Annotated in this window: 26 protein-coding genes; 17 read left to right on the forward strand and 9 right to left on the reverse strand. The window is 68.1% G+C overall.

The features are described 5' to 3' along the window. Positions 1-29: 29 nt before the first annotated feature. Together HCX50_RS13075 and HCX50_RS13080 are read left to right on the forward strand one after the other, a co-directional pair. On the forward strand, positions 30-356 hold the full coding sequence (locus HCX50_RS13075) for a hypothetical protein (RefSeq protein WP_091029856.1): 327 nt from the start codon (positions 30-32) through the stop codon (positions 354-356). Between the two features lie 21 nt (positions 357-377). Beyond that, positions 378-671, forward strand: a complete 294-nt coding sequence (locus HCX50_RS13080; RefSeq protein WP_091029853.1) for a DUF7882 family protein — start codon at positions 378-380, stop codon at positions 669-671. Positions 672-683: 12 nt separating this feature from the next. Here the strand turns inward: HCX50_RS13080 and HCX50_RS13085 are convergent, their stop codons facing one another. Continuing rightward, on the reverse strand, positions 684-1316 hold the full coding sequence (locus HCX50_RS13085) for an amino acid deaminase (RefSeq protein WP_337749649.1): 633 nt from the start codon (positions 1314-1316) through the stop codon (positions 684-686). A 131-nt stretch (positions 1317-1447) separates the two neighbouring features. Between HCX50_RS13085 and HCX50_RS13090 the strand changes: the two genes are divergently transcribed. Genes HCX50_RS13090 through HCX50_RS13115 form a run of 6 tightly spaced genes read left to right on the forward strand, consistent with a single transcriptional unit; the run spans position 1448 to position 6519 of the window. Then, complete coding sequence (locus tag HCX50_RS13090; protein WP_167634688.1) at positions 1448-2158, forward strand: HAD family hydrolase; 711 nt, start codon at positions 1448-1450, stop codon at positions 2156-2158. Beyond that, complete coding sequence (gene phnD / locus HCX50_RS13095) at positions 2151-3161, forward strand: phosphate/phosphite/phosphonate ABC transporter substrate-binding protein (protein ID WP_167634689.1); 1011 nt, start codon at positions 2151-2153, stop codon at positions 3159-3161. The genes HCX50_RS13090 and phnD overlap by 8 nt, the downstream gene beginning before the upstream one ends. Before the next feature lie 17 nt (positions 3162-3178). Continuing rightward, complete coding sequence (phnC, locus tag HCX50_RS13100; RefSeq protein WP_167634690.1) at positions 3179-4003, forward strand: phosphonate ABC transporter ATP-binding protein; 825 nt, start codon at positions 3179-3181, stop codon at positions 4001-4003. Next, positions 4000-4809 carry a phosphonate ABC transporter, permease protein PhnE gene (phnE, locus tag HCX50_RS13105; protein WP_091029840.1) on the forward strand — a complete coding sequence of 270 codons (810 nt, stop codon included), beginning with the start codon at positions 4000-4002 and terminating at the stop codon, positions 4807-4809. Before phnC ends, phnE (HCX50_RS13105) begins: the two co-directional genes overlap by 4 nt. Further along, a complete protein-coding gene (gene phnE / locus HCX50_RS13110; protein WP_091029838.1) occupies positions 4806-5678 on the forward strand; it encodes a phosphonate ABC transporter, permease protein PhnE in 873 nt (290 codons plus the stop codon). The genes phnE (HCX50_RS13105) and phnE (HCX50_RS13110) overlap by 4 nt, the downstream gene beginning before the upstream one ends. After that, positions 5659-6519, forward strand: a complete 861-nt coding sequence (locus tag HCX50_RS13115; RefSeq protein WP_167634691.1) for a MurR/RpiR family transcriptional regulator — start codon at positions 5659-5661, stop codon at positions 6517-6519. Before phnE (HCX50_RS13110) ends, HCX50_RS13115 begins: the two co-directional genes overlap by 20 nt. Before the next feature lie 110 nt (positions 6520-6629). Here HCX50_RS13115 and HCX50_RS13120 read toward each other — a convergent pair whose 3' ends face one another. Together HCX50_RS13120 and HCX50_RS13125 are read right to left on the reverse strand one after the other, a co-directional pair. Then, positions 6630-7583, reverse strand: coding sequence for a DUF1214 domain-containing protein (locus HCX50_RS13120; protein ID WP_237682493.1), 954 nt, complete (start codon positions 7581-7583; stop codon positions 6630-6632). Positions 7584-7678: 95 nt separating this feature from the next. Next, positions 7679-8269 (reverse strand): small multidrug efflux protein, encoded by a 591-nt coding sequence (locus tag HCX50_RS13125; RefSeq protein WP_167634692.1) that lies wholly within the window; start codon positions 8267-8269, stop codon positions 7679-7681. Between the two features lie 202 nt (positions 8270-8471). On the opposite strand from HCX50_RS13125, the gene HCX50_RS13130 reads away from it, so the two are divergent. From HCX50_RS13130 to HCX50_RS13150, 5 genes are all read left to right on the forward strand, one after another. After that, positions 8472-9275: a helix-turn-helix domain-containing protein gene (locus tag HCX50_RS13130; protein WP_167634693.1), complete on the forward strand. Its 804-nt coding sequence runs from the start codon at positions 8472-8474 to the stop codon at positions 9273-9275. Then, complete coding sequence (locus HCX50_RS13135; RefSeq protein ID WP_167634694.1) at positions 9275-9994, forward strand: GOLPH3/VPS74 family protein; 720 nt, start codon at positions 9275-9277, stop codon at positions 9992-9994. The genes HCX50_RS13130 and HCX50_RS13135 overlap by 1 nt, the downstream gene beginning before the upstream one ends. Before the next feature lie 73 nt (positions 9995-10067). Next, positions 10068-10604: a TetR/AcrR family transcriptional regulator gene (locus HCX50_RS13140; RefSeq protein ID WP_091029821.1), complete on the forward strand. Its 537-nt coding sequence runs from the start codon at positions 10068-10070 to the stop codon at positions 10602-10604. After that, positions 10601-10975, forward strand: a complete 375-nt coding sequence (locus HCX50_RS13145; RefSeq protein ID WP_167634695.1) for a DMT family transporter — start codon at positions 10601-10603, stop codon at positions 10973-10975. The genes HCX50_RS13140 and HCX50_RS13145 overlap by 4 nt, the downstream gene beginning before the upstream one ends. Beyond that, entirely contained in the window at positions 10972-11298 is a 327-nt protein-coding gene (locus tag HCX50_RS13150) for a DMT family transporter (RefSeq protein ID WP_208617615.1), read from the forward strand. The genes HCX50_RS13145 and HCX50_RS13150 overlap by 4 nt, the downstream gene beginning before the upstream one ends. On the opposite strand, the gene HCX50_RS13155 is transcribed toward HCX50_RS13150, so the two are convergent. Beyond that, positions 11292-12209, reverse strand: coding sequence for a phosphotriesterase (locus tag HCX50_RS13155; RefSeq protein ID WP_167634696.1), 918 nt, complete (start codon positions 12207-12209; stop codon positions 11292-11294). The genes HCX50_RS13150 and HCX50_RS13155 overlap by 7 nt on opposite strands. Then, positions 12206-12592 (reverse strand): carboxymuconolactone decarboxylase family protein, encoded by a 387-nt coding sequence (locus HCX50_RS13160; RefSeq protein ID WP_091029810.1) that lies wholly within the window; start codon positions 12590-12592, stop codon positions 12206-12208. Before HCX50_RS13160 ends, HCX50_RS13155 begins: the two co-directional genes overlap by 4 nt. 42 nt (positions 12593-12634) lie before the next feature. Between HCX50_RS13160 and HCX50_RS13165 the strand changes: the two genes are divergently transcribed. The 4 genes from HCX50_RS13165 to HCX50_RS13180 all read left to right on the forward strand — a co-directional run bounded on the left by HCX50_RS13165 (position 12635) and on the right by HCX50_RS13180 (position 15875). Next, on the forward strand, positions 12635-13183 hold the full coding sequence (locus tag HCX50_RS13165) for a CGNR zinc finger domain-containing protein (protein ID WP_167634697.1): 549 nt from the start codon (positions 12635-12637) through the stop codon (positions 13181-13183). A gap of 10 nt (positions 13184-13193) precedes the next feature. Further along, positions 13194-13652 (forward strand): anthrone oxygenase family protein, encoded by a 459-nt coding sequence (locus HCX50_RS13170; RefSeq protein WP_205829116.1) that lies wholly within the window; start codon positions 13194-13196, stop codon positions 13650-13652. A gap of 48 nt (positions 13653-13700) precedes the next feature. Beyond that, positions 13701-14507: a hypothetical protein gene (locus HCX50_RS13175; RefSeq protein ID WP_167634698.1), complete on the forward strand. Its 807-nt coding sequence runs from the start codon at positions 13701-13703 to the stop codon at positions 14505-14507. A 315-nt stretch (positions 14508-14822) separates the two neighbouring features. Beyond that, on the forward strand, positions 14823-15875 hold the full coding sequence (locus tag HCX50_RS13180) for an ATP-binding protein (RefSeq protein ID WP_337749658.1): 1053 nt from the start codon (positions 14823-14825) through the stop codon (positions 15873-15875). A 14-nt stretch (positions 15876-15889) separates the two neighbouring features. On the opposite strand, the gene HCX50_RS13185 is transcribed toward HCX50_RS13180, so the two are convergent. The 4 genes from HCX50_RS13185 to HCX50_RS13200 are packed head-to-tail and all read right to left on the reverse strand — an operon-like array spanning position 15890 to position 19870. Further along, positions 15890-16255, reverse strand: a complete 366-nt coding sequence (locus tag HCX50_RS13185) for a cupin domain-containing protein (protein ID WP_029262391.1) — start codon at positions 16253-16255, stop codon at positions 15890-15892. A 43-nt stretch (positions 16256-16298) separates the two neighbouring features. Then, positions 16299-17693 carry a S10 family serine carboxypeptidase-like protein gene (locus tag HCX50_RS13190; protein WP_167634700.1) on the reverse strand — a complete coding sequence of 465 codons (1395 nt, stop codon included), beginning with the start codon at positions 17691-17693 and terminating at the stop codon, positions 16299-16301. After that, a complete protein-coding gene (locus HCX50_RS13195) occupies positions 17690-19123 on the reverse strand; it encodes a S10 family serine carboxypeptidase-like protein (protein ID WP_167634701.1) in 1434 nt (477 codons plus the stop codon). Before HCX50_RS13195 ends, HCX50_RS13190 begins: the two co-directional genes overlap by 4 nt. 6 nt (positions 19124-19129) lie before the next feature. Further along, a complete protein-coding gene (locus HCX50_RS13200) occupies positions 19130-19870 on the reverse strand; it encodes a helix-turn-helix transcriptional regulator (protein WP_091029785.1) in 741 nt (246 codons plus the stop codon). Between the last annotated feature and the right edge of the window lie 85 nt (positions 19871-19955).

Below are 19955 nucleotides of genomic sequence, written 5' to 3' on the forward strand. Positions count from 1 at the left end.
ATACGGCGGACGTGCCGTAGAACGGCAGTATGCGATCGATCCTGTATGGCGGCGACGAGTTCCTGACCGGTGACGACATCGCGGACGCCCTGCTGGAGTACGGGCGCGCGCTGGGGGAGGAGGAGCGCGCGGAGATCGTCGAGATACCGGTGCGGGAGCAGGACGGCACTGTCGTGTCGGCGAAGTTCCTGATCGGTCCGGCCAGCCAGATCGTGGCGAAGGCGATCAGCGGCAGCGGACCTGAGCTGGAGGATCCCGAACTGGTCCGTCGTCTGCAGGCGCTCACCCGCGGTGTCGAGTCGCCGTCGGGGCCGCCCCTCGACGCACCCGAGGGCCAGGAGTACGAGCTCGGCTAGACCGCGCGTACAGTTCTTCTCATGGGAACTCTGGAGTACAACAGCTCGCGACCCGCGATCGACATCGACGACACGACTCTGGCGCACCTCAAGATCGTGATCGGCACGAAGCTGCGCCGCAACGAGAGCTTCATGATGACCTGGCTGCCGACACCCGAGGTGCAGTCGGGGCGGCTGACGATCTGGGTGCACCCGAGCATCCCGCTGGTCTTCGAGTTTGACCAGCCGAAGATGGCGAAGATCGAGGCCAACCGGGTCACGCACATGATGGAGCAGTTGAACTCGCGCGGTGAGCTCGTCCTCGATCAGCTCTGAACGATAGGGCGGTCACGCCACGGCGTTCCACCGGAGGCGCGGTGGTGAGGCGTCGAGGTCGGCGAGCAGCGCGGTCGGGTCGGCGACGGGGAACATCGTGATGAGCCGGCGACCCTCTGCGGGGGAGTCGAGCGCGTAGGCGAGTGCCGAGGGGCCCGGTTGCCGATCGGCGACCGCGACGATGGCCTCCCGGTCGCCGAGCCGTTGCCGTCGCACCGGCACGCCGACGATCAGAGTCTCGGCAGCCTCGGTCACGCGGTCGAGGAGCGTGCGCTCGCCGGCCCACGGGATGAAGGCCTCCGTGGCCAGCCCGCACGCGCGGGCCAGCTCGCCGCCGAGCCACCGGTCGCGCTTCAGGCCGTACGGCGTGGGCGTGGTGGAGAGCAGATAGCCGTACACGTGCAGCAGCCCGGCGTTGCCGACCGGCCACGCCGACTCCAGGCCCGCGCGGTCGTGCAGCGCCTCGAAGGTCGACCGTGACAGCACGGGCGCTCCGACGTTCTCGTCCACGGCGGTGGACCGGCCCCAGCGGGCGAAACGGTCGTCCCGAGCATCGGCATCGATCGCCGGACCGAGCCAGGCGAACATCGACAGCAGGTCTGCGGCATCGTGCGCGGCGGCCGCCGCATCCAATCGATCGATCACGACGATGAGCGTAGCGGGCGCGGATGCCGGCACCGGAATCGGAGTTCACGCACTGTTCACACAGGATGGTCGTATCGTCCATAAACGACTGTAAGTATGGACGCATCGTCCCGATCCTGACCAGGAGAACCGTGCTCCCCACTATCGTCCTCGACTTCGACGGCACCATCGCGCTCGGCGCGGGGCCGCTCGAGGCCTTCGCCCGCGCCGTCGCCACATCCGCCGACGACCCGACGTTCGCCGACCGCGCGATGTCCGACCTCGCCGCGTTCGAACGCGGCGAGACCGACGCCCGCGACGGCTACGACGTGATCAGCACGCTCGCCGCCGGGCAGGGCGTGACCGCCGATGCGCTCGAGGCCGCCTACCAGTCGTCGCGGGCGCTGCTGGGCTCCGAGCACGCGGCGATCGCGCCGCCGACCGGGCTCGCCGACTTCCTGAACCGTGTCCACCCGCAGGTCCGGCTGGTCCTCGCGACCAATGCGCCCGGTGCCGGCATCCGCCCCGTCCTGGACGGGTGGGGCATCACTCACCTGTTCGACGACCTGCACTTCACGGTCGGCAAGCCGTCGGGGCTCGTCCCCATCCTCCAGGCGGCGATGGCCGAGGGGCCGGTCCTCTCGGTCGGCGACATCTTCGAGTTCGACCTCGCACCGGCCGCCGCGCAGGGCGCAGCCACGGCGCTCGTCGGCGCCACCGCCGAACGCTCCCCGGCCACCGTGACGATGCGCGGCCGGACCATCGCCGACCTCTACGGCGACATCGAAGCCTGGGCCGCGACTGCGGCTTCCAGTACCCCCCGCAGCACCACCCTCACCGAAAGGCACGATCCGAATGCGTAAGTCCTTGCTCACCACGGGCATCGCCGCCGTCGCCGTTCTGGCGCTCGCCGGCTGCAGCAGCAGCGCACCCGACGAGACGGCAGACGAGACGACCGAATGGCCGTCCTCCATCACCCTTTCGCTGGTCCCGTCGGTCGAGGGCGAAGACCTCGCCCAGGCCCTCGACCCGCTCACCACCTACCTGTCCGAGAACCTCGACATCGAGGTGAAGGGCGTCGTCGCCTCCGACTACGCGGCCACGGTCGAGGCGCTCGGCACCGACCAGGCACAGGTCATCATCACCGACGCCGGATCGCTGTACAACGCGACCGAGCGCTACGACGCCGAGCTCATCCTCCGCGACGTGCGCTTCGGCGCCACCTCGTACGCGTCGGTGGCGTACACGAACAACCCCGACAAGTACTGCGAGGACGAGCCGGTCATGTCGACCTACGCGGCCAGCGGCATCGAGCTCTCGTACTGCAACGGCATCGAAGAGGCCGCCGCCGACGCGACCGGCTCCGGTCCCGCCGGCATCGAGGCGCTCGGCGAGATCGGCGACGGCACGAAGGTCGCCCTGCAGGCAGCCACGTCGCCGGCGGGTTACCAGTACCCCGTCGTCGCGATGCGCGAACAGGGCGTCGACACGGATGCCGGCATCACGCAGGTGCCCGTCGAAGGCAACAACAACGCGGTCCTCGCCGTATACAACGGCGACGCCGAGGTCTCGTTCGCGTACTGGGACGCCCGCACGACCGTGACCGAAGAGGCCCCGGACATCGCCGAGAAGGTCGTGGCCTTCGCCTACACCGAGATGATCCCCAACGGCGGCGTCGCGGTGACCTCGACGCTTCCCGACGACCTCGTCGCGGAGCTCACCGAGCTGCTGGACGGCTACGCCGACTCGTCCGAAGAGGCGGCGTCCGTGATGTTCGACCTCGTCGGGCTCTCCGACTGGACCAGCGAGACCACCGAGGACGAGATCACCCGCTACGGCGAGATCCTCGCCGAGTTCTCGAACTGACACGCAGAACTGAGAACATGCACACTGATCTGCAGCGCGCGGAGGCCGGGGCCCTGCTCCCGGCCTCCGCGTCGTGGTCGATCCGTCTCGACGACGTCTCGGTCACCTATCCCAACGGCACCCGCGCCCTCCGCGGTGTGTCCCTCGACATCGCCGCCGGCGAGATGGTCTCGGTGGTCGGTCTCTCCGGCTCGGGCAAGTCCACGCTCATCCGCACGATCAACGGTCTCGTACCGGTGACGAGCGGCACGGTCACCGTCGGCCCGCATGCGGTCACCGGCATGCGCGGACGACGCCTGCGTGAGACCCGAGGGAACATCGGAATGATCTTCCAGGGGTTCAACCTCGCCGATCGAGCCAGCGTGTACCGCAATGTGCTGGTCGGTCGGTTCGCTCACACCGCGACCTGGCGGACCGTGCTCGGCCTGAGCACGGCGCAGGATCGCGAGCTCGCCCTGCGCGCACTCGACTCGGTCGGCATGCTCGAGAAGGTCTGGAACCGCGCCGGCCAGCTCTCCGGGGGCCAGAAGCAGCGCGTCGCGATCGCCCGGGCTCTGACGCAGCAGCCCAGCGTCATGCTCGCCGACGAGCCGGTCGCCAGCCTCGACCCGCCCACCGCGCACGCGGTCATGCACGACCTGCGTCGCGTCAACGTCGAAGAGCACCTCACCGTGCTCGTCAACATCCACCTGATGGATCTGGCACGTCAGTACACGACGCGGATGATCGGCCTGCGGGCCGGCGAGGTCGTCTACGACGGGCCGGCAGCGGATGCCGCAGACCACGACTTCGAGCAGATCTACGGGCGCCCGATCCAGCCGAGGGATGTGCTCGGCGCATGACCACCGAAGCCCGCCCTCTCGTCGTGCCGCCCAAGCCCACGTCGAGACTGCGCACCAGTCTCGTCGTCCTGGCGTTCGCCGCATTCACCGTCGCCACCTGCATCCCGGCGATCGGCGGCATCGAGCTGGACTTCGGCGCGCTCATCCGCAACTGGGACAACGGATCCGTGCTGCTCGTGCAGTTCCTGCAGCCGGACTTCTCGTTCCTGCCGCGCACGTTCGGGCCCATGCTCGAGACGCTCCAGATGGCCGTGGTCGGCGCGGCGGTCGCCGCGGTGATCTCCGTGCCGCTGACGCTGTGGGCCGCCGCCCCGACCAACCCGAACAGTCCGACCCGCATCGCGGTGCGGACCGTCATCAACGTCATCCGGTCGGTCCCCGATCTCGTGTACGCGACCGTACTGGTCGCGATGGTCGGCGTCGGCGCGCTGCCCGGTCTGCTCACCCTGCTCCTGTTCGACATCGGCATCATCGTCAAGCTGGTGTCGGAGGCGATCGACTCCACTGATCTGCCGGTCATCGAGGCCGGACGCGCCACCGGCGGCGGCCAGACGCAGATCAACCGCAGCGTCGTGCTGCCGCAGACCTGGCCGCTCTTCGCGAACCAGTGGCTGTACACGCTCGAGCTCAACGTGCGCATCTCGGCGATCCTCGGCATCGTCGGCGCGGGCGGCATCGGCCGACTCCTCGACGAGCGGCGGGCGTTCTACGCCTACGACGACGTCGCGGTGATCGTGCTCGAGATCCTCGTCGTCGTGGTGCTGATCGAAGTGTTCTCGAACTTCCTGCGGAGGAGATTGGTATGACGCTCTCGACCACCGCACGGGGCATCGGGCTCGAGCTGCCCCGGCATCCCTCCCGTCTCGTCCCGACCGTCGTCGCGGTCATCGTCGGTGTCGTGGTCCTGGCCGCGGCAGCGGGACTGCCGATCCCGTGGAACGACCTCGGATCGCTGCCCGGACAGATCGCGCACTACCTGACGCTCATGTTCGCCGACCCGAATTGGGAGAAGCTGCCGCAGGCGCTGTTCGAGACGTGGCGGTCGATCTCGATGGCCTGGATCGGCGCGATCGGATGCGTGATCGTGTCGATCCCGCTCGGCATGCTCGCCGCGAACAACGTCGGACCGGTCTGGGTGCGTCTGCCGCTGCGCGGGGTGTTCGCCGTGATCCGCGCCGTGCCCGAAGTCATCATCGCCCTGCTGCTGCTCACCGTCACCGGGCTCACGCCGTTCACGGGTGCGCTGGCGCTGGCGATCGCCGGAATCGGCACGCAGGCCAAGTGGGTCTACGAGACGGTCGAGTCGGTGCAGGAGGGTGCATCCGAGGCCGTCAAGGCCGCAGGCGGCAACACAGCGCAGGTGACGCGGTGGGCGCTCTGGCCCGCGGCGGCCCCGACGCTGCTGTCGTTCGCGCTCTACCGTTTCGAGATCAACATCCGCACCTCTGCGGTGCTCGGACTCGTCGGCGCGGGCGGAATCGGCAGCATGCTCGCGAACTACACGAACTTCCGTGAGTGGGATACGGTCGGGATGCTGCTGATCGTGGTCGTCATCGCGACGATGCTGATGGATGCGGTCTCCGGTGCGATCCGCCGCCGGATCATGCGCGGCCCGCGGGTCAAGGCGATCGTGGAACCGAAGAAGGAGCGCGCCGATGTGGCAGGGACCCGCTGAGACGCCCCCGACGGCCCGCATCGCGATGTTGGCTCCGTCGATGCAGCCGAGCGAGCGCCGTGTGGCCGAGGCGATCGCCGCCGACGTCGACCTCTCGATCGAGCGCACGGCGCAGGAGATCGCGGATGCCGTGGAGGTCGGCCGCACGACCGTGGTGCGCACCGCCCAGACCCTCGGCTACGACGGTTACCCGCAGCTGAGGGTCGCGCTCGCGCGTGAGCGGGCGAGTTCGGCACCGTCGCAGGATGCCGCGGCCGATGCCACGATGCTCGGGGCCCTGCGCGGTGCGGTCGACCGCTTCGCGTCTCGCCTCGCCCACACGGTCTCCGCCGTCACCGAGGAGACCCTGGCGGCCTTCGTCGGCGAGCTCGACGGCTCGACGCGGCTGCTCGTCGCGGCCAACGGTCTCTCCGCGCCTATCGGTGCAGATCTCTCGATGCGCCTGACCTCGGCCGGACGACCCGCCGAATACGTGGCGGACACCCTCGGACAGCAGATCACCGCGTCGCAGCTCGGTGCCGGCTCCGCCTGCCTGGTCGTGTCCGGGTCGGGAGTGAACCGCGCATCGATCGACGTGATGACGGCCGCACGGGCGAGCGGCGCCCGCGTGCTCGCGATCACGTCGTTCCCGCGCTCGCCGGTCGCCGAGATGGCCGACGTGGCACTGGTCGTCGCCCCGATCAACGACTCGTTCCGCGATGAGCTGCTGTACACCTCGCGCGCCGCGCTGATGCTCGTCACCGAGTCGGTCGTGGGGCTGCTGGTGAGCAGACGAGGGGCGAGCGCGACCGCGGCGCAGGTCGCGACGTTCTCCGTGCTCGGCCACTCGCTGTCGGAGTGATCACCATCCGAGGAGGGCGTTGATCCGGGCGCGAACACCAGGGCCGTTTCCCCTGCCGAAGAAGCCAGAAGAATCGCACGATCGGGAGCAGACCGGCGCGACGACAACAGTCACTCTCCCGAAGCGCTCGGCGTGACCGACGGGAAGGTCCAGGATCCGTCGAGGATCTCCTTCCTCGGCTGGTACATCCGCACGGCGTAGTTCCACTCGCCCATGATCGGAATCGTGTTCGGCAGATCCCCGTCGCCGAACCTGACCGTCGTCGAACCGTCGTCGTTCTTCACCGCGGTCACGCTGTTGACGCTGTACATGCCCTTGTCGTTCTTCTCGAAGAACCCCGCCTTGTTGTAGACGGAGATCGACCAGAACGCATCGACGGGAACATCGTGGACGGTCAGCTCGTAGTCGCCGACGGGCAGATGCGGCTCGATGGTCGAATACCTCGCTTCCTCGTCGGGGAGTCCACCCCAGCCGTTCGCGGTCGCGATGAGGTGCAGCACGGGGTCGACCTCGGAGCGTTTCCCGAACGCATGCGCGAACTTCTCCAGGTGTCGCGACAGCGTGAGGAGCGCCTCGCGGACCTCGTCGAAGGATGCGGTGTCGTAGTCGGGCATCTCGAATTCGGCCGTCGAGCCCGTCTCGATCTTCAAGCCGTTCTGCAGAGTGTTGACTGCGGCGATGTCGGCGGGATCCGCCGGGTCGACCAGGATGCGGGATGCAACGAGGACCCACGGGGTGTCGAATTCGTCGGTGGTCAGCTCGTACGTTCCGCCGGAGTGGAACACCCGGTTGATGTAGTGGTCTTCGTTCACGATCATCACCGACATGTACCTGTCGCCGGCATCGGGGATCGTCAGGGTGGCGCCATCGGTGATGTCGGCGATCACCAGGCTGTAGAGCGTGTCGCGGTTCTGACGGATCACGCGCTGGTCGTCGATCGACCCGGGCTCTCGGTCATGATGCCAGCGGTTCGAGCCCCCCGCCTTCTCCGCCAGACTCTTGAACATCCGGTCCGTCTCCGCCCGGGGGAAGTTTTCCACCGTCACAGCAATCGCCTTGGTCATGGGTTCTCCGTTCCACGCCCAGGTTGCTACTTTTCCCGCGGAGACGGAGGTCTGTCTCACACCAGCGGGGTGAGTTGAACTGCGACGCACATCCGTCACCATCCGAGGAGGGCGAGTGCGCCTGTCGCCGCGGCTGCGATGACGCTGGTCCACAAGACGATCGCGACGACCTGCCACAGGATCACCCATCGCTTGCTCACCCCGGACGCGACGAAGAACGCCGCCGTCAGCATCGTGGGCAGGGCGAGCGGAGCCAGGATGCTCGCGCCGGGAACGCCGAAGCGCACGAGCCAGCGACCGAGCTTGGCCCGCCCCTTCGTCTTCCGTGACGGCTTCTCCGCATCAGTGTCGCTCGGCGACGTTTCGCCGGAATCCGTCGCCGTGCCAGATCCGCCGACGAGGGAGGGCTCGAGGCGCATCGCCTCGGTGCGGGCTGCTTTCCGCGACACGACGCCCTCTCTCATGCGCGCACCGAGGAAGACCACTCCGATGACGCACAGGATGTTTCCCGCCGCGCCCGCGACGGCGGCGACGATCGGATTGATCCCTGCGAGGATGCCGAGGCCGGCGGCGCCTTCGCCCTCGATGTAGGGGATCGCGCCCGCCAGCATGACGAGAAGCGGCTGCAGGAACTCCGGCAGCTGGTCGATGGCGTTCTGCAGCCACTCGTACGGGTTGTCCACCATGGCGGTGTCTCTTTCTCTTCAGGCGCGGCCGGAAGCCGACGCGGGGTACGAGGAGAAGTACAGACCCTGTTCACAGCACAGGGTCAAGCGACCTCGGCAGATCGACGTCGGGTCTTGACCCTGTTCCGAGAACAGGGTCTTGAATGGTACTGAGCGCCACGACCGAGCCCCCGGCCCTGAGCGCCGACAGAAGGATGGACGGATGCCCTGGAGTACGAGTGAACTCGCCGAGCTTGCGGGGACGACCGTGAACACGGTGCGTCATTACCACCGCTCCGGCCTGCTCGAGGAGCCGGAGCGGATGTCGAACGGCTACAAGCAGTACCGCGCTCGGCATCTTGTCCGGCTGCTGCAGATCCGGCGGCTGCGCGACCTCGGCGTCCCGTTGGCCCAGATCGAGTCCGTCGGCTCTGCAGGGGACACCACGAAAGAGGCGCTGCTCGCGATCGATGCCGACCTCGCCGCGAGCATCGATCGGTTGCAGCGTGCGCGGGCCGAGATCCGCGCCATCGTCGACGGAGCATCGACGACCGACCTGCCTGCCGGATTCGAGGACGTCGCGGGGAGACTGTCGACTTCCGAGCGGTCGCTCATGCTCGTCTACGAGCAGCTGTACGACACGGAGGCGATGGCGGATCTGCGCACGATGGTCGAGACGGAATCCGACGACGGCAGTGCAGAGTTCGAAGCGCTCACCGTGGAGGCGGATGACGAGACGCGTCAGCGCGTGGCAGAGATGTTCGCCCCCGTGATCGCGCAGCACCTCACCGACTACCCGTGGCTCAGCGAGCCGACCGAGCATCTGTCGAAGGGGCCGCGCGTCACGGCGCAGGCATTCCTCGAGACTGTCGGTGGGCTGTACAACGAGGCGCAGCTCGACGTGCTCGGCCGAGCATCCGCGCTCGCCCGGGAGCAGGCGTTCGGGTCGAACGTCGCACCGAGCACCGACGCTGCAGCCGACGACGCTGCACCCGATGACGCCGCATCAGACGAAGGACAGAGATGATGACGGACCAGCCCGACGCCCGTTCCGCGAACGATTCGCCCGACCCGCACCTCGGTGAGCCCCTGCTCGTCGAAGACGTGCTGCTTCTGCTCTTCCAGCCCGATTCGGGCTCGATCGCCGGGGAGAACATCCTCTTCTACGTGCTCGGCGGCGCTGCTCTGGGCGACCTGGCGCTGCAGGAGCGGATCGAGATGCGCAACGAGGGAGCGCTCACGAGTCGCATCCACGCGCTCGACGCTCAGACCGCGCCCGACGAGCTGCTCGCGCCCGGGCTCGAGTACATCGAACGGAAGCCGCGCGATGCGCAGACGGTGCTCGCGGCGATCGGCCCGAACCTGCGTGCACCGGTCCTCGACCGCCTCGTGGCGCGCGGCGACCTCACCAGGGAACACGGCAGATCGCTCGGAATCTTCCCGACGACGAAGCTCGCCCTGGGAAGCGACCGACGTGCCGTGTTGATCGAGCGGGTGCGCTCCGTGCTGACCGGCGGCGAGACACCCGACATCCGCACAGCCGCGAGCATCGCCCTCCTGTCCGCGAGCGGAACCCTGCCGCAGTTCCACAGAGAGATCCCGTGGAGCGGCGACGTCTACACGCGCGCCAAGGCGATCGAGCGCGGCGACTGGGGTGCCGCAGCCGCGGCTGAGGCCGTGGCCCGGACGATGAGCGCGGTGCTCACGAACGCGCTCATCGCCGCCCTCGCCCTGCCCAAGAACTGACAGGGCGCGAGGCAATCCTCGATCGGCAATCTCCCAGCCAAACTTTACCGTACGTACGGTAAAGTTTGGGGGCATGAGGGCGAACTCACGATCCGAGATTCTCGACGCTGCGCTGCGCGTCGTCACTGCTGTCGGCGGAGCCGACATCACCTACCAATCCGTTGCAGAGGAGGCCGGCCTGACGAAGGCGGGTCTGATGTACCACTTCCCGACGAGGGACTCGATGATGATCGCGGTGATCGAACACGTCATCGAGCGGTGGCAGCGAGAGCTGCAAGAGGTGCTCGGTGTGCCGCTGGAAGAATCCACGTTGCAACAGCGCGTGCGCGCCTTCGCCGCTTTCGCGGGTGAGGGCGGGGTCACGCTAGGTGAATTCGTCGTGTTCTCCGAAGCGGTTCGTCGACCAGAACTCTCGTCGCCATGGTTGGACTATCTGCGCACGTGGTTCGGGTTCGGGGACGGCGCCGACACCACCCCACTGATGCTCGTGTGGCTCGCCGCGAACGGTATGTGGGTCGCGGAATCGACCGGCGTCCTCACCCCGAACTCGCAGCAGCGCGCCGCGTTGATGCAGATGCTCATCGAGCTCACCGAAGGGAGATCGGAATGAAGAAGTGGCTCATCCTTGCCGGGGCGATCGCGCTGGAGGTCACCGCAACCATGGCGCTGCGGGGCGCGATCGACAATCTGTGGTGGGCGATCCTTGCGGTCGCCGGGTATGCCGGAGCGTTCATCGCACTTTCGCTGCTGCTCCGGATGGGTGCACCGGTCGGCGTCGTGTACGGAATCTGGGCAGCGGCGGGCGTCGCGCTGACGGCCGTGATCGCCTCGGTGATCTTCGCTGAGCCGTTCACGCTGACGATCGGCATCGGCATCGCGATCGTGATCGCGGGGGTGGTGCTGGTGGAGACCGGCCACGGGAAGCCGGATGCCCCCTCCGAGGACGCGTCGAGAGCGGATGCTGCGGAGGCCCGCGCGTGACCTGGCTGCTGCTCATGGGCGCAATCCTCACCGAGGTCACGGCAACCATGTCGCTGCGTGCGTCGGAGGGGTTGCGCAAGAAGCGGTGGATCGCACCGGTCGCCGTGAGCTACGTCGTCGCCTTCTCGCTCCTGACGCTCGCTCTGATCGAGGGGATGCCGGTGGGTATCGCCTATGGGATCTGGGCCGCGAGCGGCGTCGCACTCACGGCGATCGGTGCCCGGGTATTCTTCAAGGAGCGCCTCACGGTGCGGATGGTGGCGGGGATCGTCCTGATCGCCATCGGCGTGTTGGTCATCGAGCTCGGAAGCGGGGCTCACTGACCCCGCTCGTCAGCGTGGCTGCGCTGCTGCCACGCGCGTGCCGGGTTGGAGACGAAGATCGCGCGAGTGACGGCGTCGCCGAAGGCGCGGGTGATCGCGGGCCGCGTCTGACGGAGGAGCCCACTCATTCCCCGGCCGCCGGCCCAGGTCGTGGCCGCGCGAGTGGTGGTGTCGCCGCCCACGAGCAGAACCTCGACTTTGCCCGCGTCGATCACCCGCTCGAGGACGGGGAGCAGCGCCTCGTCGGTGGCGGCGTGGCCCGGCGAGGGGCCGTCGATGCAGATGAAGGCGCCGGTCGCGCCGGCATCCGTGATGTAGTCGAGATCGGTGTTGCGCCCGAGGTGTCCGAGGACGATCGCGTGGGCTGGCACGTCGAGGCTGCGGAGGACGTCGACGACCTCGAACGCCCCATTGCCCCTTTCGAGGTGAATGGCGATGGGGGCGCCGGTCGCATGATGAGCGGTGGCGGCGGCATCCAGGCTGATGCGTTCGAACGGCGTCACCCCGCTGGAGCCGGTCCCGATCTTGATCAGTCCGCACCGCAGGTCGAGCACGTCGGAGATGAAGAGGTCGGCGAGGGCGTCTTCGTGGAGGGCGAGCAGGGGGTCGTCGTGCCGGTACACCTCGCGGCGATGTCGACCTGTCGCAGCGATGACGTGCACGCGCGACCGGACAGATATCTCGTGCAGGTCGGTCAGGCGGCGGGCCAGACCCCGCGGAGTCCACTGAACGACGGTGCGCCCTCCGGCGGTGCGAAAGAGCTCTGCTTCGCGCGTCGCGGACTCTCGGTCCGAGAGCTCCTGCCCGGCGAAAACGGGCGTCGAGAGGAACAGATGGTCGTGGGAGTTCACGACTCCCAGGTCGCCGGCGCTGATGTCGCCCGCGATCGCTCGGACGACGCCCGCCGTCACGGTGCCGTGTCCTCCGCCACGGCCGCATCGAGCGTGCGCAGCGCGGCCATCGTGCGGGGCAGCCCCACGTAGGCGACGAGATGCACGAAGGCCTCGGCAACCTCGGCGCGAGAGACTCCCACCTTGATCGACGAGAGTATCTGGCCGTGAAGCTGCGGCTCCACACCGCCCAACGCCGCGAGGGCTCCGAGGTTGAGAAGCTGCCGATCGCGGAGGCTGAGGCCGGAGCGCTGATACGTCCCTCCGAAGACGGCGCCGACGATCCAGTCGTCGAAGCCCGCAGCGGTGGCGTCGACCGTCGCTCGCCAGGCGGCGGTGGTCTCGGCATCTTGGAGGGCGGCAAGGGTCGCGGCACCCGCGGCCGCGTCGAACGGCGGGTTCATGTGTTCTCCATTCGTAACGGTTCATACGTTACACTCGATCGAATGGACGACAGCACCGAGTTCCGCACGGACGGCGGAGCGACCTGGCTCAACCTCCTCGCAACGAAGGGGCAGTCGTTCGGCGCCCGCCCGATCGAGCGCCTCCACAGCCCCGAGGCGTTGCGCCGGTGGCTCGTGCTGATGGGGATGCCGCCCGCTCAGGCCCCCACCGAGGGCGATCTGGAGGCCGCCATCCACCTGCGCGAAGAGTTGCGCGCACTCGCGATGTCAGCGGCGGGCGGAGCTTCGCCCGCCGAGCTGGACTTCGGCCCGCTCTCCGACATCGCCGCGCACGGAAGTCCCGCCGTGACGGCGTCCGATCCGCGCGTCGACGTGCGCTCCGGCCTGGCGGCACTGGCGATACAAGCCGCCGTGACTCTTCGCGGGCCTGACCGCAGATTCCTCACGCAGTGTGACGAGATCGACTGCCGTTGGGTGTTCTTGGATCCGTCCGGACGCCGACGCTGGTGCCCGGCCCCCGCATGCGCGTCCCGCGGACGGGTGCGCGCTCATCGTGCGGCCGCGGGTCACACGCCGTCGCCCGGTGTGTAGATTGCAGGACGTGGACCTCTCCGACATCCTCGCCGCCCTCGGCCTCATCCTTCTCGCGCTCGGAGGCGGAACGTTCTGGTCGTTCTCGACCGGCGTGATGCCCGGCCTGGCCCGCACGGATGACGACACGTTCGTGTCCTCGATGAGGTCGATCAACCGCGCTGTCGTGAACCCGCTGTTCCTGCTGCCGATCTTCCTGCCGCCGGTCCCGCTCGTGTGGGCGGGGTTCCTCGATCTGGATGACCCGCGCGGATGGATGCTGGTCGCGTCGGGCGTCGTCTTCTTCGTCGGGGTCATCGTCGTCACAGGTGCCGGCAACGTCCCGTTGAACAATGCCCTGGACGGCTCGACGTCATCGTCGACGGCTGCGCGCGCGGCGTTCGAACGGCGCTGGAACGCGCTGAACGGCGTGCGCTCCCTCTCGTCGGTCGTGGCGATCGTGCTCGCGATACTGGCACTCGTGGTCTGAGCGCGAGGATGCGGAGTCGCGGTGTCGCGCTCCAATAGGCTTCGGGGCATGACGACTTTTCGCCGCGCCGCCGTTGTGAGCGTGTCCCTCGCCGCCATCACCTTCCTCGCCGCAGCGTGCGCGCCGTCCGCTGACGTGCAGGAGAAGCCGACCACGGATCCCGCCGGGGCCGGCTGCGACGTGGGCGAGTCCGCTCTCGGCGCTGCCGCAGCATCCAAGGTCGTCACAGACGAGCGGGGCGGCTACTGCCATCTCGAGGTCGATCTCACTCAGGTGGAATTCACGCCCCTCGAGGATGTCCGCGCCGGCACCTGGGCATCTGAGACCGGCATCACATGGAGCGACGAGGCACCCGCTCTCGACGCGGAGGCCATCGAGATGTCGCAGCGGATGAGCGCAGAGTGGGTCGTCGGTGACTTCCTGGACGGACCGGCGATCGAGCTGTCGGCCGACGACTACTCCGCATGGATCGAGAGCACCGACCTCATCGGCGAGGACTGGCGTGCGGGTTATCTGTCCGAATGGAACGACAACGGCTCGACCGGTGGGTTGACGGTGACCCCGTTCACGACGCCCCTCGTGCGGGACGACGCCGCGCGGGTCTCGCAGATCGCGCTCTCCCCGTCGTCGACGAGCGTCCTCGATGTCGAGGGACGCACGTTCGTGGAGACCTGCTACGACGTCACCGCCGTCTATCACGGTGAGGGCGAGGCGACTTTCGACTTCTCGGGCAAGGCGTGCTCCACGTTCCCGCACGACGGCACCACGATGAACCGCGTTCTCGAAGGCACGCACGGTGGCTTCACCGTGACCGACGAGTCCGGAACCGTCATCGCCGAAGAGCAGGACAGCTGAGCCGGAGCGACCTCAGCGTGCGATCCCCCTCCTCCGTCGTGGCGATCGTGCTCGCGGTGCTGGCACTCGTGGTCTGAGCGACCCGTTGGGCTGATAACCTTATCAAGGCTGCGGCATGTTGATAATGTTATCAACATGCGTGATGCGCTCGATAACCCCTTCAGTCCTGGCTCTGACACCATCCCCGAGGTGTGGGCAGGACGCACCGCGCAGTTGAGTGACTGGCGCGACGTTGTGCGTCCTCGCCGCCTCGCGGGCCTACCGGAGCGCGGCAGAACTATCCTCGGGGAGCCGGGGCTCGGGAAATCGACGCTCGTGCGACGCATCGCCCAGGAGGCATCGCGTGCCGGCGACTGGGTCACCACGCAGCTGCGCATCCCCACCGGAGCTGACCCTTTGAAGCTCGTCGCCGGAGCCGTGCTGAAGCTCGCGACCGACGCCGGACTCTCCGCGTCGCGTGAGAAGCGCATCGGCGATGCCATCGCACGCGTGCAGGCCGTCGCCGTCTCCGGCATCTCCCTCACGCTTCGCGGTGTCGACGGGCCCGAGCCCTTCACGGCTCTCACCGAGCTGCTGATCGAAGTCGGTCTCGCCGCGATCGCCAACGGCCGTGTCATGGCGCTGATCCATATCGACGAGGTGCAGAACGTCACCGACGAAAAGGCGCTTTCCCAGCTGCTCATCGCACTCGGAGACGCCCTCACGCACCAGGTCGAGGTCGCCGTGCCCGGTGGCGCCCGCGTCAGCCGCTCGTTGCCGATCGCCGTCTACCTCACCGGCCTCCCGGATTTCGAAGACATGGCCGGCGCCCGCATGGGGGCGACCTTTGCTCGCCGTTTCAAGACCACCACTCTGTCGGCCATCGACGACGAGGATCTTGCCCAAGCGCTCCAGGAGTTCGTCCTCGAGGGGTGGGCAGTTCCCGACGGCGCCGGCGGATCCACTCGCGTGCGGATGGACCCCGACGCGGCAGCGCTCATCGTCGACGTCTGCCGCGGAGAGCCGTTCCTGTTCCAGCTTGCCGGTGAGCAGTCCTGGTACGCAGATTCCACTCCGACGATCACCGCAGACCAGGTCCGCCGCGGCTGGCAGGGCGCGCACCGGGAAGCGACCGCGCACGTGGAACGGATCCTCGAACGACTCCCCGCCCGAGAGCGCCAGTTCCTCCAGGTGATGTCAGCGCTGCCTGCCCCGGAGCGCACAGCTACCCGCATCGCCGAGGCGATGGGGTTCTCGAAAGTGACCGAGGTGGGGCCCACAGCCCAACGCCTGGACACCGTGCGCGGCGTCATCGACAGGGGCAAGCCCTACAGCTTCCGGCACCGCGCCGTCGAGGCCTACCTGACCAGCGAGTGGCCGAGGGTCTGAGCGACGGACAGATCTCAGTCGAATTCGTGCAGGTCTGAGGTCATGTCGCCGCCGGCGTCTCCGGTGTTCACCGTGCCCTTCGGCTCGAACAGGATCGCGTGCACCTCGTCGGTCGCCTTCGGGCAGTGCTCGACTCCGCGCGGCACGACGAACACGTCGTTCGGGTTCAGAACGACATCGCGGTCGCGGAGCTGGATTGTCAGCTGACCGCTCACGACCATGAACAGCTCATCCGTGTCGGGGTGGGTGTGCCAGACGAACTCGCCCTGCAGCTTGACCACCTTGACGTCGTAGTCGTTGATGCTGGTGAGCCGATGCGGCTGCCAGTGCTCGTCGATCGTGGAGAGGGCTTCGAGCACGTTGCGAACATCGTCTGCCATACATCTCAGCGTAGCCGCGGCGTCATCGGCGGGATCTGTCGAGCTACCTCGCAGCGCCCACGCGGACGAACCCCCGAATGTCCGTAGCCAGCGCGACCCGGGGCGCCTCGCCGAGATAGGGCATGTGGCCGGATCCGTAGACCTTCAGGTGCACGCGTGAGCGATCGAACCGGAAGCGGGTGAAGGTGAACTCGGTCGCCGCCCTGGTCGTGACGAGGTCGTACTCCCCCACGCCGATCATCAGCTCGAAGCGCTCATCGCGACGGACCGCCTCGGTGAAGTCCCCGAAGCAGTTGCTGTGGGGTGAGTCGTGCCCGTCCCAGTCCCAACCGCCCATCGCGAGACGGAAGTCGATGGCACGGTACTCGTCGTCGCTCGCGTATCCGAGTTCCTCGCGCAGATAGTGCTGGATCGCTCCGGTGAACTGCGGAGCGTAAGCGCCCATCGCCGGGTCGTCGGCGACCGGGTCGGAGCCGGCACCGTCGGCGGCGAGCGTGTAGCGGCTGTCGTACATTCCGAGATGGCGACCCTGCTCACGCAACGCGAGCCGGGCGAAGGCATCCGGGGTAATCCGCAGATCGTGCTCGATGATCACCGGGGTGGGGAGCCCGAGCAGCCCGCCCATGCGCGCCGCGAGTGCCTCCCGCTCCGCGTCGTCCAGCTGCGTTCCGGCGACGAGCGCCGGGAGCAGCTCGGTGCGGGCGAAGTCCGAGACGTCGTCATCGGAGAGGTCGGAGACGGCACCGTGGTGGCGCGCGGTGTGCACGAGCGTGGGGAACTCCAACGCCGCCTGGACGTCGCTGCTCCAGGCGGGCTCGCCGAGTCCGAACGCCGGCCCGAGCACGATCGCACCGTTCAGCGAGGTCGCCCTCGTGGTGCCTCCGCGCATCGGGCCGCCGTTCGCGAGACGCGACATGCGCGCCGCGCGATGCGTGCCGTAGCTCTCGCCCATCACGAAGCGCGGCGACTGTTCCCGGCCGTTCCGACGCACCCAGCGACCGATGAACTCCAGAGTCGCGCGGGCATCCTGCTCCACACCGTGGAAGCGTTCACGATCGGCATCCGGGTGGATCCTGCTGTAACCGGTGCCGGGCGGATCGACGAACACCAGGTCGGCGACATCGAGCGGAGAGTCGTCGTTGTCGACGAGGGCGAACGGGGGAGCCATGCGCGGATGCAGCGTGTCGGCGTCGGCCACCCGCCGAGGTCCGAGGCCCAGGTGCAGCCACACCGATGACGAGCCGGGGCCGCCATTGAAGGCGAACAGCACGGGGCGCACGGCGCGTTCGTCGTCGGTCAGATCGGTGCGGATGTACTCCGTGAAGACGTAGCGCGCCCCGGGGCCATCTTCACCGTCGGAGACGTCGATCTCCCCGACGGTGCCGCCGTACTCGATCTCGGCGCCGCCGATGCGCGCCTTCCGGACAGGGGCGGTCACTCGTGGCCGCCCGTCACGAAGTCGCGCAGGTCGGCGTTGAGCTTCACGATCGTGTCCTTCTCGCTGTACATCATGTGACCGCCGTCGTACCAGTGCGAGACGACGCGCTCCCGCGGCAGGTCCCACTGGCGAAGAAGATGATCCGCCGAGCCGATGGTGGTGAGGGAGTCGTAGATCCCGGTGCCGATGAACAGGCGCCCGGTCGGCATCTGCTTCATCCACCGGCTCAGACGTGCCGGGTACGGGTAGGTGTGGAACGGCGACGGCTTGCCCATCGACATGAACAGGGCGCCGCCCTGATCCGCCCATTCCCACTCCCTGGCGGCGTTCGCGTCGTGGACGAGATAGGGGATGCCGGGGGTGTCGTCGAAGAGCTCCTCGAAGAGCTGCGCGAACGCCGCGGTGTAGCGAGGGGAGAGATGCGTGCCGGCCGCGTCGAGTCCGAGCTCGCCGAAGCCGGGGTCGGTCGCGGGGGAGGTGTAGCGGCTGTCGTTCACGCCGACCTCGAGCCCGCGATCTCGAAGCAGTCGCGTGCGGAAGTCGGTCTTGGAGATCCAGAGGCGGGACCGGACCAGTTCTTCTGCGGGGATCCCGATCATGCCGGACAGGCGGGCGGCCACAGCCTGCAGCTCGGCGCCGGGCAGCGACGTCCCCTGCAGCATGGCGGTGGCGAGGTCGCCCCAGGCGTAGTCGAGCGCGGCGTGGATGGCGTCCTCGACGGACTCATGCTCGCGTGATCCCGCTCCGTGGTACCAGGCGACCGCGGCCTTGTACGGCACGTTCGCCAGGGCGCCGGGCACGTTGCCGGGTCGCTCAGCCGTCTCCTGGATGTTGACCGCCTGGCCCAGCAGCGCGATGCCGTCCAACGGCACCGTCGACATGCCGTGTGTGCTCGACGCGAGGAACGCGGCCCGGTGGGTGCCGTAGCTCTCGCCGAGGAAGTACTTCGGAGAATCCCAGCGTCGATGCCGGCCCACCCACTCGGTGAGGGCCCGGGCGAACGCCTCGGCATCGCCCTCCATGGAGAAGAAGGGAGCGAGGTCTGCACCCTCCGCCACCGTGCCGAACCCCGTTCCCGGAGCGTCGATGAACACCAGATCCGCGGCATCCAGCAGCGACGACGGGCTCTCCTCGATGCCGTACGGAGCGCGGACCCCCGACTCCAGGTCGGTGGGGATCTTCGCGCGGAACGGACCGATGCCGCTCAGGTGCAGGTAGCTGGATGCGGCGCCGGGGCCGCCATTGGTGAGGAACAGCACGGGGCGGCGCCGACGAGTCTCGGCGTCGGTCTCGGCGATGTACGAGAACGCCGACAGCGTGCCGACCTGGGTGCCGTCGGCCGTGCGCAACGGGATCTGCTCGAGGCTCATCGCGTAGTCGATCGGGCGTCCGTTGCAGGTGGCGGAGCGGATGACGCGTCGTTCGTCCACGAATCCCTATTCCTCTTCGTTCGAGGCGTCCGCGGATTCCTCGATCTCGTTCAGATAGTTGTAGATGGTGTGGCGACCGACCCCGAGGTTCTGGGCGGCGATCGGCACGGCCTCGCGCATGGTGAAGAAGCCGCGATCGCGCAGCTGTCGGACCACCTCCACCTTGTGCCGCTTCTTCATGGCCTCGACGGGGATGCCGGTCTCGGTGACGGCCTCGGCGAGGATCCCCTGCGCGAGATCCTCGACGGAGGCGGGGAACTTCTCGGCGGTCATCGTCTCGGATCGCAGCGACGGGTCGATGGTCGTGATGGCGCTCAGGCTGCGCAGCAGCTCCTGCGCGCGCACCACTTCGCTCACGTCGGTGTTCAGGCACAGGCAGGCGACGGGTCGACCACTGGCGGCGTGGAAGAAGATGCTGGAGGAGCGCATCGGCAACCCGTCGTTCGTCTCGGTCCGGTAGCCGATGAGGTGCTCGTTCCACCCCGACGAGAACGTGCGCAGGCCGAGGTCAGTGGCCGGCCCGCCGATGCCGCGCCCCGTGATGTTGCCGCCGATCGCGGCGATCGTGCCGGGCATCTTGGTGAGATCGTGCAGCAGCACCTCGGTGCGGGGAGCGAGCGCGCGAGCCAGCGGCACGATGATCGGACCCACGATGTCGACGATCGTGGCGGCATGCGCCCGCTCCTCATCGGTGAACGCGGGGATGCGCGACGTCGTGTCCGACGTCGGTGGTGCGGTATCCGTCATGGTCCCTCCACAGTTCTGGGTACCTGGAATTTGGCACAGATTGTAGAAATTTGCAATGAATTCTTGCCCGGCCTGCGTATGAGGC

This window comes from Microbacterium sp. B19(2022) (assembly GCF_012030385.1).
Classification (GTDB): Bacteria; Actinomycetota; Actinomycetes; order Actinomycetales; family Microbacteriaceae; genus Microbacterium; species Microbacterium oxydans_B.

Excerpts from the sequence above, each read along its gene's own strand:
- phnE (WP_091029840.1), top strand. The coding sequence starts at position 4,000 with ATGACCACCGAAGCCCGCCCTCTCGTCGTGCCGCCCAAGCCCACGTCG.
- phnD (WP_167634689.1), top strand. The coding sequence starts at position 2,151 with ATGCGTAAGTCCTTGCTCACCACGGGCATCGCCGCCGTCGCCGTTCTG.
- HCX50_RS13130 (WP_167634693.1), top strand. The coding sequence starts at position 8,472 with ATGCCCTGGAGTACGAGTGAACTCGCCGAGCTTGCGGGGACGACCGTG.
- HCX50_RS13185 (WP_029262391.1), bottom strand. The coding sequence starts at position 16,255 with ATGGCAGACGATGTTCGCAACGTGCTCGAAGCCCTCTCCACGATCGAC.
- HCX50_RS13115 (WP_167634691.1), top strand. The coding sequence starts at position 5,659 with ATGTGGCAGGGACCCGCTGAGACGCCCCCGACGGCCCGCATCGCGATG.
- phnE (WP_091029838.1), top strand. The coding sequence starts at position 4,806 with ATGACGCTCTCGACCACCGCACGGGGCATCGGGCTCGAGCTGCCCCGG.
- HCX50_RS13080 (WP_091029853.1), top strand. The coding sequence starts at position 378 with ATGGGAACTCTGGAGTACAACAGCTCGCGACCCGCGATCGACATCGAC.
- HCX50_RS13120 (WP_237682493.1), bottom strand. The coding sequence starts at position 7,583 with ATGACCAAGGCGATTGCTGTGACGGTGGAAAACTTCCCCCGGGCGGAG.
- HCX50_RS13200 (WP_091029785.1), bottom strand. The coding sequence starts at position 19,870 with ATGACGGATACCGCACCACCGACGTCGGACACGACGTCGCGCATCCCC.
- HCX50_RS13075 (WP_091029856.1), top strand. The coding sequence starts at position 30 with ATGCGATCGATCCTGTATGGCGGCGACGAGTTCCTGACCGGTGACGAC.
- HCX50_RS13140 (WP_091029821.1), top strand. The coding sequence starts at position 10,068 with ATGAGGGCGAACTCACGATCCGAGATTCTCGACGCTGCGCTGCGCGTC.
- HCX50_RS13125 (WP_167634692.1), bottom strand. The coding sequence starts at position 8,269 with ATGGTGGACAACCCGTACGAGTGGCTGCAGAACGCCATCGACCAGCTG.
- HCX50_RS13145 (WP_167634695.1), top strand. The coding sequence starts at position 10,601 with ATGAAGAAGTGGCTCATCCTTGCCGGGGCGATCGCGCTGGAGGTCACC.
- HCX50_RS13165 (WP_167634697.1), top strand. The coding sequence starts at position 12,635 with ATGGACGACAGCACCGAGTTCCGCACGGACGGCGGAGCGACCTGGCTC.
- phnC (WP_167634690.1), top strand. The coding sequence starts at position 3,179 with ATGCACACTGATCTGCAGCGCGCGGAGGCCGGGGCCCTGCTCCCGGCC.
- HCX50_RS13135 (WP_167634694.1), top strand. The coding sequence starts at position 9,275 with ATGACGGACCAGCCCGACGCCCGTTCCGCGAACGATTCGCCCGACCCG.
- HCX50_RS13175 (WP_167634698.1), top strand. The coding sequence starts at position 13,701 with ATGACGACTTTTCGCCGCGCCGCCGTTGTGAGCGTGTCCCTCGCCGCC.
- HCX50_RS13160 (WP_091029810.1), bottom strand. The coding sequence starts at position 12,592 with ATGAACCCGCCGTTCGACGCGGCCGCGGGTGCCGCGACCCTTGCCGCC.